The sequence below is a fragment of the Jiella flava genome, assembly GCF_017349315.1.
In the GTDB taxonomy this organism is placed as follows: domain Bacteria; phylum Pseudomonadota; class Alphaproteobacteria; order Rhizobiales; family Rhizobiaceae; genus Jiella; species Jiella flava.
In genome coordinates this window covers 33,379-45,291 of the sequence record NZ_JAFMPP010000019.1, presented here as the reverse complement: position 1 = coordinate 45,291, position 11,913 = coordinate 33,379, and the positions used below count along the sequence as shown (strand labels likewise).

At 66.1% G+C, this 11,913-nt stretch carries 9 protein-coding genes and 1 pseudogene; 6 read left to right on the top strand and 4 right to left on the bottom strand.

Annotated elements, in window-relative coordinates; translation table 11 throughout:
* Window positions 1-61: 61 nt before the first annotated feature.
* Window positions 62-997 (bottom strand): S66 peptidase family protein, encoded by a 936-nt coding sequence (locus tag J1C48_RS17045; protein ID WP_231081856.1) that lies wholly within the window; start codon window positions 995-997, stop codon window positions 62-64.
* Between the two features lie 321 nt (window positions 998-1,318).
* Window positions 1,319-1,621, bottom strand: a pseudogene (locus tag J1C48_RS17040) (VOC family protein); the annotation flags it as partial.
* Window positions 1,622-1,663: 42 nt separating this feature from the next.
* Between J1C48_RS17040 and J1C48_RS17035 the strand changes: the two are divergent.
* From J1C48_RS17035 to J1C48_RS17010, 6 genes are all read left to right on the top strand, one after another.
* Complete coding sequence (locus tag J1C48_RS17035) at window positions 1,664-2,443, top strand: winged helix-turn-helix transcriptional regulator (protein ID WP_343217708.1); 780 nt, start codon at window positions 1,664-1,666, stop codon at window positions 2,441-2,443.
* Between the two features lie 495 nt (window positions 2,444-2,938).
* A complete protein-coding gene (mnmG, locus tag J1C48_RS17030) occupies window positions 2,939-4,819 on the top strand; it encodes a tRNA uridine-5-carboxymethylaminomethyl(34) synthesis enzyme MnmG (RefSeq protein ID WP_425523521.1) in 1,881 nt (626 codons plus the stop codon).
* Window positions 4,809-5,579, top strand: coding sequence for a 16S rRNA (guanine(527)-N(7))-methyltransferase RsmG (gene rsmG, locus J1C48_RS17025; protein WP_207259203.1), 771 nt, complete (start codon window positions 4,809-4,811; stop codon window positions 5,577-5,579). The genes mnmG and rsmG overlap by 11 nt, the downstream gene beginning before the upstream one ends.
* A 107-nt stretch (window positions 5,580-5,686) precedes the next feature.
* Complete coding sequence (locus tag J1C48_RS17020) at window positions 5,687-6,496, top strand: ParA family protein (RefSeq protein WP_425523520.1); 810 nt, start codon at window positions 5,687-5,689, stop codon at window positions 6,494-6,496.
* A 163-nt stretch (window positions 6,497-6,659) separates the two neighbouring features.
* Window positions 6,660-7,688, top strand: a complete 1,029-nt coding sequence (locus J1C48_RS17015) for a ParB/RepB/Spo0J family partition protein (protein ID WP_207259202.1) — start codon at window positions 6,660-6,662, stop codon at window positions 7,686-7,688.
* A gap of 360 nt (window positions 7,689-8,048) precedes the next feature.
* Entirely contained in the window at window positions 8,049-9,059 is a 1,011-nt protein-coding gene (locus tag J1C48_RS17010; protein WP_207259201.1) for an ABC transporter substrate-binding protein, read from the top strand.
* Window positions 9,060-9,244: 185 nt separating this feature from the next.
* Here the strand turns inward: J1C48_RS17010 and J1C48_RS17005 are convergent, their stop codons facing one another.
* Window positions 9,245-10,678: an amidohydrolase family protein gene (locus J1C48_RS17005; protein WP_207259200.1), complete on the bottom strand. Its 1,434-nt coding sequence runs from the start codon at window positions 10,676-10,678 to the stop codon at window positions 9,245-9,247.
* A 74-nt stretch (window positions 10,679-10,752) separates the two neighbouring features.
* Window positions 10,753-11,790 (bottom strand): questin oxidase family protein, encoded by a 1,038-nt coding sequence (locus J1C48_RS17000; RefSeq protein WP_231081857.1) that lies wholly within the window; start codon window positions 11,788-11,790, stop codon window positions 10,753-10,755.
* Between the last annotated feature and the right edge of the window lie 123 nt (window positions 11,791-11,913).

The following is an 11,913-nucleotide window of genomic DNA, read 5'->3' as shown; positions in this document are numbered from 1 at the left end:
AGCGCTCTGACGGTTGGACACGGCGATCCCGCGGGCGCAAAAGCTGCGGCCCAAGCCGCCCTCATCGCGCGCGATCCTGGATAAGCGTGCCGGCATCGGCGTCGATCACCGTCTTCGCGCCGATCAGCACCGTGCGGGCATCGGCATGGTGGCCGATCGGCAACCCGCCAAGGATCGGCACGCCAAACCCCGCCAGATGCTCGCGGAGAAGCGACATGGCGCTGAATGGCGGGCGATCCGGCGTGCCGACGAGATGGCCGACGGCAATACCGGCGATGCCGTCGAGATGGCCGGCGCGCACCAGCATGGTCAAAAACCGGTGGAACTGGCCGATGAAAAGATCATTTGATTCGATCAACAGGATCGCGCCGGCAAGCGTTGGCAGCGCCCAGCCGGCAGCGGTCGCGATCATCGTCAAATTGCCGCCGATCAGCGGCCCCATGGCGCGGCCGGTGGTCGTCAGGGAGCCCGACGCGATCGCCGGATCGGCGGCGACGACCACGGCGTCGTCACTCATCAGCACCCTTTGAAGCGAGGCGGTCGCGACCCCGCTCAGCCGGTCCGCCTCATTGCCGGTCAAGGCGCTATGCACCCCGATGGCGCCGCTCTTTTGCCACAAGGCGAGATGCAGCGCGGTGATGTCGCTGAAGCCGATCAGCGGCTTCGGCCGGTGGGCGATCGCCGCAAAAGGCAGGCGATGGGCGATCCGATACGATCCTTTGCCGCCGCGCGTCGCAAACACCGCGTGAACCACCGGATCGAGCAGCGCGTCGGCAAGATCGGCCAGCCGCGCGTCATCCTCCCCGGCCAGATACCCCAGCCGATCGAACGCATGTGCCGCGACCTCGACCCGCAGCCCCCAATCCCGCAACACCTCCGCCCGTCGCTCGACCGCCTCCCGCTCCACCGGGCTCGCGGGCGAGACGAAACGGACGCAGTCATCGGGCCTCAGAAGCGGCATCGGGGGATGATCCTTCGGCAGGCCTCCGTCGACCATGTGGCGTCCGGTTCGTTCGCAAGCATTATCGCACGACTTTGTCGACGACGTCAGAACGGCAGACGCGGCAAACGGGCTCGGCGCGCCTCGACGGGAGCGTGGTCGCCCGGTCCACAATCAGCGGCTCGGATCGTTGAGAGTGCCGCATAGCCTTTCAAGCGGCGGTGGGAACTCCGTCGAAGACGGCGGGCGTTCGGATCAGCCGGCATGGGACATCGCCTCAGGACCTTGTGCGATCGCTTCCGCGCTCATCCACATCGGTTCCCAGATATGGCCGTCGGGATCAGCGAAGCTGCGGCCATACATGAAGCCGTAATCCTGTCTTGGGCAAGGATCGGCGGTGCCCCCCGCATGCGCCGCAGCCTCCGTTATCTCATCTACGGCCGCTCTGCCGGCTCGGCTGATGGCGAGAAGCACCTGCGCCTCGGCCCGCGCGTCGACGCGGCGCCGGTCGGTGAAGGTCGCCCAGAAGTCGTGGGTCAGCAGCATGACGTGGATGGTATCCGAGAGCCGCATGCAGGCGGCCTTGTCATTGGTGAATTTCGGGTCATTGGTGAAGCCGATGGCCGCGTAGAAGGCTTTGGCGCGGTCGAGGTCAGCAACGGGCAGGTTGATGAAAATCATCGGATTCATGTCAGGTTCCTCCTCAGTCATCGCCGTGGACAGATGACCCGGCTTGAGTTACAAAATACCACTATGGAATCACAAAAAGTAACTAAATCCGATAATGGTCCGCATGGCAAGTGGTATGGCGATGCCTGCGGGGCGGCCTTCGCGCTCGAACTCATCGGCGAGCGCTGGTCGTTGCTGATCATGCGCGAGTTGATGTTGGGCCCGCGACGCTTTTCCGACATTCGCGCGGATCTGCCCGGGATCAGCGCCAAAGTTCTCAGCGAACGCCTGGCCGGATTGGAGGCTTACGGGGTGCTGGTTCGGCGCACCGTCCCGGAGCCGACGCCGGCTCGGCTCTACGAACTGACGAAATGGGGTTATGCCGCCGAGCCGATCCTCCTGGAGCTCGGCCGCTGGGCGGCCGCCTCGCCGCTGCATGATCCGAGACTGCCGCTTTCGCCGGTCTCCTTCATGCTCTCGCTGCGAACGATGCTGGACAGGGCGGCAGCCCGCGATCTGTCGGCTGTCGTCGTCTTCGCGATCGGGACAGTGCGGTTCACGGCATGTCTGAAAGACGGCGAGATCGCGATCGAGCGGGGAGAGACCGTCCCAGCCGATCTGCGCTTCACCGCACCGTCCGGCCCGGTGATGGCCGCCGTGTTTTATGGCCGGGCCGCGCCCTCAGACGTCGGCGTGGTGATCGAGGGAGATCCAGCTCTGGCTCGACGCGTCATCGCTTTTTTCGATCTGCCCCGAATTTTTGAGATGGAACCGCGGCCGGCCAGGGCCGCCCATGGGCCAACGCGTTCGGACGATGCCGATGTGTCGAGGTGAAGGGGGCGGGTCCAATGGTTGAGCGGGGATCGGCTGGATCGTTGTGCTGAACGGTGCGCCGCGCTCGGGCAAGTCCAGCATCGCAATGGCGCCACAGGAGCGACCGGATCTCGAAGCCAGATTGCCGGTTCTCTTCGCTGCCTTGTACGGGTCGATCGCCGCTCATAACGGAGTGCTGCAACCGTGTGCTGCCGAGCGGATCGCAAATGCCGCTGATGGCTTTGGTTCCCGAGGCAACAGAGGTGCATTTCCAGCGGCACAATTGGCCCTGCCAATGGACCAAATGAACGGTGTCTTTGGAAGGATCAACTCCCCAAGTCCGATCATTGTCCCCAAGCGCGGTTTCTTTTATAGCAGCGCTCAAAGAGCCGATGGCGTTGCGAACCCGCGCCGCAGTCTGCGGCATCCACGCCAGCGCGCCGCCACCCAACACCAGCCCTTGCAACCCACATCCGTTAACCCGATCTCGCAGCCATGAGCGATCCTTCATCCCTTATCCCGTCTGCCCTCCCCGCTGCCTGCGACGTGGTCGTGGTGGGCGGTGGCCACGCGGGCTGCGAGGCGGCGAGTGCGGCGGCGCGGGCGGGAGCGGCGACGGTGCTGGTCACCCACCGGGCGGACACCATCGGCGCGATGAGCTGCAACCCGGCGATTGGCGGGATCGGCAAGGGCCATCTGGTGCGCGAGATCGATGCGCTGGGGGGGCTGATGGGGCTCGCCGCCGATCGTGGCGGCATCCAGTTCCGCATGCTCAACCGGCGCAAGGGCCCGGCCGTCTGGGGGCCGCGCACCCAGGCCGACCGAAAACTCTATCGCGCTGCGATGCAGGCGCTGATCGGCGAAACCGATGGCCTCAGCGTCGTTGAGGGCGATGTCTTCGATCTCAGCCTGAATGACGCCGGTGCGATCGCGGGCGTCGTTTTCGCCGATGGACGACAGATCGCCTGCCGCGCGGTGGTGTTGACGACGGGCACGTTTTTGGGCGGGCTGATCCATCTTGGTGATCAAACGATTCCGGCGGGCCGCATGGGCGAAGCGCCCTCGCTCGGCCTCTCTGCCACGCTCGGCCGGCTCGGCCTGCGCCTTGGCCGCCTCAAGACCGGCACGCCGGCGCGGCTTGATGGCGCCACCATCGATTGGGCGAGCCTCGACCGGCAGCGGCCGGACGAGGCGCCGGTGCCCTTTTCCTTTCTCACCGAGCGGATCACAACGCCGCAGATCGATTGCGGCATCACCCGCACGACGCCGGCGACCCACGCGATCATCCGCGACAATCTTCATCGCTCGGCGCTTTATTCCGGCCAGATCGAGGGCGTTGGCCCGCGCTATTGTCCCTCGATCGAGGACAAGATCGTCAAATTCGGCGAGCGCGACGGCCATCAGATCTTTCTCGAACCCGAGGGTCTCGACGACGACACGGTCTATCCGAACGGTCTGTCGACGTCGCTGCCCGAAGATGTGCAGACGGCGTTCCTGCGCTCGATCCCGGGGCTCGAAACAGTGCGCATTCTCAAGCCCGGCTATGCGATCGAATACGACCATGTCGACCCGCGCGAGCTGGATCGGTCCCTTGCTGTGCGCAAGGCGTCGGGGCTGTTTCTCGCCGGCCAGATCAATGGCACCACCGGCTATGAGGAGGCCGGGGCGCAGGGGCTCGTCGCCGGCCTCAATGCGGCGCGGCTCGCCGGCGGCGCCGAGCCGATCGTGATCGGCCGGGCCGACGCCTATATCGGCGTGATGATCGACGATCTCACCCGCACCGGCGTCACCGAACCTTATCGCATGTTCACCTCGCGGGCCGAATTCCGCCTGTCGCTGCGGGCCGACAATGCCGATCGCCGGCTGACGCCGCTGGCGATCGGCCTTGGCATCGTCTCGACCGAGCGGGTTCGGCGGTTCGAGGCGGGCGAGCAGGCGTTTCTCACGGCCCGCGCCGCGCTCGAAGCCGTCACCCTCACTCCGCCGGAGGCCGCCCGGCATGGCATTACCCTCAATCAGGATGGCCGTCGGCGCAGCGCTTGGCAGCTTTTGGCCCAAGCGGCGATCACGCCCGATCAGCTTGCCGCGGTGTTTCCGCAGCTGCCAGAGATCGGCGGTGAGACGCTTGAACGGGTGCGGATCGAGGCAGCCTACGACGTCTATCTCGATCGCCAGCGCAAGGATCAGGAGCGGCTGCGCAAGGACGAAGCCCGAGAGCTTCCGGCCGATCTCGATTATCGTGCGATCCCCGGCCTGTCCAACGAGCTTCGGCAGAAGCTCGAAGCGCGCCGGCCGTCAAGCATCGCCGAGGCCGAGCGGATCGACGGCATGACGCCGGCGGCGCTGGCCCTGGTGCTCGTCGCCCTTCGCCGCCGGGGGCTCGCCGATGCGGCGTGACCGGCCGGGTGGGCGCTTTCACGAGCGGCATGGTGACAAGCGCGACGACGATCGCGCGGCTCGGCCGAGGCCGGCCGCAGGCACGCGGAGGAGGAGTGGTGCCAAGTCGCCCTCGCCTGTTGATGTTGCAGCGCAGCAATCCGAGGGTCGCGCGTGGTTTCTGTCGCATTATGACGTTTCACGTGAAACCATGCAGCGGCTCGACATCTATGTCCGTCTGCTGACCGAGTGGCAGGCGCGGTTTAATCTTGTCGCGCCCTCGACGATCGGCGACGTCTGGCGGCGGCATGTCGCCGATGCAATGAGCCTCGAAGCGCGGCTGCCAAAGTTTTCCCAAGTGGTGGATCTCGGCTCGGGCGGCGGGCTGCCGGCACTGGTCATTGCCGCCTGCAGACCCGACGCAGCCGTCGACATGGTGGAGTCGAGCCACAAAAAGGCGGCGTTTCTTGCCGCCGCCCAGCGCGAGATGGGCGTTACCGGACGGGTTCACCCGATCCGGATCGAAACGGCGGGCGCAAGGATCGCCCGCGCCGACATCGTCACCGCCCGGGCACTCGCGCCCCTCGCCGACTTGCTGGCCATGGTCGCCCCGCATATTTCACGTGAAACACGATGTTTTTTCGCCAAAGGCCGCAGTCATGAACAGGAAATTGACGCCGCGACTGCCCATTGGCGATTCACCATGTTAATTCACAGATCAGCGCTCGAGGATGATTCGGTCATTCTGGAGCTTGCCGATCTCGCGGCGCGCGCGGACTGACCTGATATCTGGCGCCACGCGTTCGCCGCCTCGAGTCTTGAGTTGGGTCCAGCGGCGAGGCGACCGACTGTCTCGACGGGCCGTCAGGTAACCTTGGATTTCAGTCGATGGACGTGGCAGCCAAAAAGCGAATGCGGATCATCACCATCGCCAATCAGAAGGGTGGCGTCGGCAAGACGACGACGGCGATCAATCTCGCCACCGCCTTGGCCGCCATCGACAAGCGGACCCTGCTGATCGATCTCGATCCGCAAGGCAACGCCTCGACCGGCATCGGCATCGACAAGGACGACCGCGAATTCTCTTCCTACGACGTGTTGCGCGAGACCGCGTCGATCAGCACGGCGGCGATGCAGACCGTCGTGCCCAATCTGTCGATCATCCCCTCGACGATGGATCTGCTTGGCCTCGAAATGGAGATTTCCGGTGTCCATGGCCGCGCCTATCGCCTGCGCGACGCCCTGCATTTTCATCAGGAGGAGCAGGCGGACTACGATTTCGTGCTGATCGACTGCCCGCCCTCGCTGAACCTGCTGACGATCAACGCCATGGCCGCGGCGGACGCGATCCTGGTACCGCTGCAATGCGAATTCTTCGCCCTCGAAGGCCTGTCGCAGCTCTTGCAGACCGTCGAGCAGGTGCGCGACAGCCTCAATCCGATGCTTGGCCTGCATGGCATTGTCCTGACCATGTATGACAGCCGCAACAATCTTGCCGCCCAAGTGATGCGCGACGTGCGCTCCTATATGGGCGAGCATGTCTATGACACGGTGATCCCGCGCAATGTCCGGGTCTCCGAGGCGCCGTCCTTCGGCAAGCCGGCGATCCTTTACGATATGAAATGCCCGGGCAGTCAGGCCTATATCCAACTGGCCTCCGAGGTGATCCGTCGCGAGCGCCGGCTGGTGGCCGCTTAGCGGCGGAAGCGATTTATCGCCGGGTCGGCCGCCTCGGGCGATCCTGGCGGCAGAGCCGGCAGGCAGCGCGCGGCGGGCAGAACGGGTGGCCGCGCCGGGCGGCGATAGACAGGCGAGCGAACCGGACGGCGACGGGGCGTCAGGCACAACAGGGAAAAGATCAATGAGCGAAGATAGATCGCGCCAGAGATTGGGACGGGGCCTCGCCTCGTTGATCGGATCGGGCGTTGCCGCGCCGGCGCGGCCGGTTCCGGGCTTCGATTCCCAGCAGCCGGCGACCCCGACCGTGCAGGCGGAGGGCCAGGTGCCGATCATCCGCATCACGCCCAACCCGCACAATCCGCGCCGCACCTTTCGCCAGGACGAGCTGGAGGAGCTGGCGGCGTCGATCCGCCACCATGGCGTCGTCCAGCCGCTTTTGGTGCGTCCCCTGCCCGGCCGTGATGGCCATTTCGAGCTGGTCGCCGGCGAGCGCCGCCTGCGCGCCGCCCAGCTCGCCGGATTGCGGGACGTCCCGGTGGTGACGCGCGAGATCAATGATCGCCAGTCGCTGGAGATCGCGATCATCGAAAACGTCCAGCGCGCGGATCTGAACGCGATCGAAGAGGCCCAGGGCTATCAGGCGCTGATCGACGAGCATGGCTATACCCAGGCCGATCTCGCCGAAATCCTCGCCAAAAGCCGCAGTCACGTGGCGAATACGCTGCGGCTCTTGAAGCTGCCGGCGGAGGTGCGGGCGATGGTCGAACAGGGCATTTTGTCCGCCGGCGCCGCGCGCACGGTCGTGACCGCGGCTGATCCGCTGGCGCTGGCCAAGCGCATCGTCGCGGAAAACCTGTCGGTCCGCGAGGCCGAGGCCTTAGCGCGAAATCCGGATGGAGAGGACGCCGCGCTGGATGATAAGCCGGCTGATTATCGTCACGCTAAGCCGGCGAAATCGAAGGCCCGCAGCGCCAATGGCGATGCCGAAGACTCTGAGCCGAAGAGCGAGGCCATTCTTGCCTGGGAGCGGCGTTTTCGCGAGCTGAGCGGTTTCGACGTCGCGATCGACATGGCCGGGCGCCGGCCGGTTCTCGCCTTCACCCTCGACCAACTTGCAGACCTCGACGCCCTCGCCGATCGCCTTGCCAAGGGGTCTTCAAATGCGGGCTCGGCCGGGGTCATGGCAGGCCCGCGCCTGCGCTCGTTGTAAGGCCCTCGCGGTAAGGCCTGTGCCGCGCTTGCCAGGCGGTTGTGCGCCACCGGCTTCGAACGCCCTGCCCGCCTCATCGCGGCGGCCGGCGCAGTTTCCCTGCGGTGGGCTCATCGCGGTGGGTCGGCCGTCGTCGGCCGGACAGTCCATGTCTGCCCTCCCCCGGGCGCAAAATTTCGCGGCCGCCTGGACCCGATCACGGTCATGACGAGACTCGGCTCGGCGGCTTGGGCGTTGCCGTATGGTGGTCGCAACGCTTCGAAATTGGCGATAGGAGGCCGGGTCGAGGCCGGCCTATCGTGTGAGGTCAACGGAGAAACCCTGAAAAACCTCCGTTTCCTTCCCGCCAGGAGCCCCGCCATGAAAGCCACCATCCGCCTCACCTTGCTTGCCTCTACTCTTGCCGCCGGCATGAACACCGGTTCGGCCAATGCGCAGGACATGACCAAGCTGACCGTCGTTCTGGGCTACATCCCCAACGTCGAGAGCTTTGGTCCTGTCTATGCCAAGGCCAAGGGCCTGTTCGAGAAAGAGGGGCTGGACGTGACGCTGGTGCCTGCGGGCGTTGGCGTCGACGGCGTGCAGATGGTCTCGGCCGGGACCGCGCAGATCGGCATCTCCAACCCGGAGCTGATCCTCGCGGGGCAGGACAAGGGCGAAAAGTTCAAGGTGATCGCCGGGGAGTTCCAGCGCACGCCGCTGGCGATGACCTGCCGCAAGGATTCCGGGGTGACCAAGCCCGCGGACCTGCCCGGTCATACGCTGGGGGTCAAGCAGAACGCCCAGGCCTTCGCCGACCTGTTTCTCAGCAAGAACGGCATCAAGAAGAGCGACCTGAAGACCACCGCAATCGGCCCGAACGACGTGTCGCAGATCATCGCCGGCCGGGTGGATTGCATGATCACCACCTTCGCCTTCAACGAGCCGCGCCAGATCGAGGATGCCGGCGTGCCGGTCAACGTGATCAGCCTCGGCGACTGGGGCATGAACGGCCAGTCGGATTCCTACTTCGTCAAGGCTTCGTACCTCGCCGATCCGAAGAACAAGGAGATCCTCAAGAAATACCTGAAGGCCGAGCTCGAGGCCTGGAAGGTGTTCTTCAAGGATCCGACCGCGGCGGCCCAATTCATCGTCAACGGCGGCTTCTATGACGGTCTCGACATGGACCAGCAGATCTACCAGGCCAAGGCGATGGTCGGCTACATGACCAGTCCGCTGACCAAGCAAGACGGCTTCATGTCGCTGAATCTCGCGACCTGGAAGGAAACGGCCGAGAACGACAAGCTGGCCGGCCTGACCGATAAGGTGGTGGATCCGACGCCGATGTTGACCGACGAGATCCTCAAGGCCGTCGGTACCTTCAAACAGTAATACCGCCGATCAAAGGGAAATGACCTCTCGGCCCTTTCCCTCTCGGCTTTGGTTCGAACGCCGCTGTGGCGGTGCCGTAAGCGCCCGCGTCTCAAGAAAACGCCCCGGTTCCGCGATGGACCGGGGCGTTTGTCATTTGCTTCGTTCACGGGTGCGGGGTCGCCGGAGCGGGCCCGGACGGTGCGTCAGGCGTAGCGCGCGTAATGCGCCCGGATCGCCGGCATCGCGGCGCTGACCATCGCGGCGGCCTCGACCTCTGCCGCGCTGGGCGGCGCGGTCAGCTTGACGCGGATTTCCTCCAGCACCGCGTCGCGGTCGAAAAGGCAGACCTTGCCGTCCTTCACCACCGGACGGCCGTCGACCAGCACCATTTGGACCGCATCCTTGGTCGCGCGGTGCAGCACCAGCGCCTCGGGTGGGGTGCGCGGGTCGGTGAAGGGGCGTTCCACCCGGGCGCGGTCGAGCAGCACCAGATCGGCGCGCATCCCACATTCGACCCGGCCCGTCCATCCGCCGAAGCCCGCGGTTTCCGCCCCGGTTTCGGTGACGGCACGCAGGATCTCAGCCTCGGGCACGCGCGGACCGAACATCGTGGTGCCGCGGTGCAAAGCCCAGGCGAGCTTCATTTCCAGCAGCATGTCGCGATCGTCGGCGATGTTCGACTGGTCGATTCCGAGCGCAAACCCCACGCCCGCCTTGAGTGCCGTCGCGATATCCGCCCGCCCGCTGCCGAGCCGCAGCCCGGATGAAGCGTTGTGGCAGAGCGTGCAGCCGCACTGCCCGAGGATTTCCGCGTCGCCCGGCTCCAGCCAATTGCCATGGCCGAAGGTCGTGTGCGGGCCGAGAAAGCCGAGGCGTTCCAGGTGTCTGACCGCGGAGCAGCCGAAGCGTTCGCGGGCATAGATCGCCTGCCGCTCGGTCTCCACGAGATGCATGTGCAGCCGCGCGCCGTTGTCGCGGGCGGCAGCCCCCAGCGCTTCGAGCAGCGGGTCGGAGCACCAGTGCAGGTTGGCCGGCGCATAGTTCACCCGCAAATGCGGGTTTGCGGCATGGCGCCGCGCCAAGCGGTGGTGAAAGTCGAGATAGGCGGCGGTGCTGCCGTTGCGCGGGTAAAGCCGCGGCGCGAACCAGCTGCGCGCGGCCTCGGGCATCGCCGCCAGCAGCGCGTCGTCGCCGTCATAGGCGAGGATGTTTTGGTCGCGCAGCATGACCGACCAGCCGGCCCGCATCCCGGCCTCGCCATAGGCGGCGATGACGGCGTCGGCCTGGCCGTCCCAGTCGTCGGGGCCGCCGATCAAAGCACTGGCGATGTGGTGAACGGTGGTCACCCCGGACTCCAGCATCTCGATGGCCGAATAGAGCGTATCCAGCCGCGCCCCCACCGGGCGCATCATGCGAAATTGCGGCAGCCAGAATTCCAGCGGCTCGAACGGCACCCCGGCCATCAGCGGCGTGATCCCGAAATGGTGGTGTGCGTTGGTCATCCCGGGCATCACGATGGTGCCGCGGCCGCCATATCTTGGCAGATCTTCGTTGCCGCCCATCATGCCGCGCAGTGGGCCGATCTGGGCAATCACCCCTTCATGCACGTGGAGCGCCACGTCGTGGCGCAGGTCCATGCTGCCATCGGGCTTCAGCCCGACCAGAACGGTGTCGGCTTCGACCAGGCAGCTTTCGGCCTTTTGCGGCGTGCTCATGCCGTCATCTCCGCAATCAGGCCCAGCCGGCGGGCGGCGGCCCGGCGGTAGAGCGGGTCGCCATAGACCGCCTCCTCCTGCTGGGCGCTGAAGGTCAGGCTGAGGTCGTGTTCGTCAAGGCTCTGGCAGGCGGCGTGAAAAATCTCGGGCCAGTCGGGGCAGGGCAGGCTGCGCCAGCGGTCCAGCGTGGCGGGCGCGGGCAGAGCGGGATAGCCCATCTCGTTCATCAGCGCGGCCACCCCGGCCCAGAAGCAGCGCACCATCTCGGGCGTGGCGCCGTGATAGGGGGCAAGGACGCGGATCCAATGCATCCCGGTCACCGCGTGCAGGGCGCAAAAATCCTGTGTCGCGGCAAAAAGCGCGATCGAGGCAGCGGCGCAGCGCGCGCAGGCCGTGTCGTTGATCGCCAGCCAGTCACCGGCGGTCTCGAACCCCGGCAGACCAAAACTCTGGCGCATGTTGTGCCAGATCAGCGGATGCACCGGCTGACCGTGCATCGCCGGAATGGATCCCGCGTGGGCGAGGACCGCCGCCGGGTCGTCCGTCAGTGCGGCGGTGCCGGTGCGGGCGGGCATCATCAGCCAGGTCGCGCACCAATAGGCCAGGCCCAGCACGATCTCGGCATCGTTGTCGTCGATCACTCCGTAAGCCGTGCGCATCAGCCCGTGAAAGGCCGAGGCGCCGATCCCCGGCGCCAGCCGCGGCAGCCAGCGGGCGAGCAGTGCCGCGCGCCCCAGCGCCGCCATCTCGGCGTCAAACAGCCGTCGGTAGGCGCCTTCGGCGCGACGCTCGCCGAGATACGCCTGCCAGTCGTCGGGAGCGATATCAAAGGCGCAGTCCTGGAACGGAAGGAGCCTTTTGTAGCCGCTGTAGAAGTCGAAAAAGCGCTGCATCTGTGCCGGGCTGCCGCCCATCCGCGCTTGCGCCACAAGAACCATCGGCGCATGGTTGGCGAAGGTCAGCGCGAATTCGCTGCCAAACGCCGGCATCCGCGCCAGCAGGTCGTCCAGGCTCTGGCGGGTGGCCGGCGTCATTTCGGGGCCTTGGAAGTGTCGGCCATGCATGTGTTGCTCCCTCTTGCGGTGCCTTGGACGGTGCCTGATCATGCGCCGCCCGGCTTGCGGCGCAAGCGTCAAGGCGCGGGTGTCGCGCCGTGT

What these genes read in the sequence shown, in the direction of transcription:
- J1C48_RS17045 (WP_231081856.1), bottom strand. Translation starts at nt 997, where the DNA reads ATGGTCGACGGAGGCCTGCCGAAGGATCATCCCCCGATGCCGCTTCTG.
- J1C48_RS17035 (WP_343217708.1), top strand. Translation starts at nt 1,664, where the DNA reads ATGACCCGGCTTGAGTTACAAAATACCACTATGGAATCACAAAAAGTA.
- rsmG (WP_207259203.1), top strand. Translation starts at nt 4,809, where the DNA reads ATGCGGCGTGACCGGCCGGGTGGGCGCTTTCACGAGCGGCATGGTGAC.
- J1C48_RS17020 (WP_425523520.1), top strand. Translation starts at nt 5,687, where the DNA reads ATGGACGTGGCAGCCAAAAAGCGAATGCGGATCATCACCATCGCCAAT.
- J1C48_RS17015 (WP_207259202.1), top strand. Translation starts at nt 6,660, where the DNA reads ATGAGCGAAGATAGATCGCGCCAGAGATTGGGACGGGGCCTCGCCTCG.
- J1C48_RS17010 (WP_207259201.1), top strand. Translation starts at nt 8,049, where the DNA reads ATGAAAGCCACCATCCGCCTCACCTTGCTTGCCTCTACTCTTGCCGCC.
- J1C48_RS17005 (WP_207259200.1), bottom strand. Translation starts at nt 10,678, where the DNA reads ATGGACCTGCGCCACGACGTGGCGCTCCACGTGCATGAAGGGGTGATT.
- J1C48_RS17000 (WP_231081857.1), bottom strand. Translation starts at nt 11,790, where the DNA reads ATGACGCCGGCCACCCGCCAGAGCCTGGACGACCTGCTGGCGCGGATG.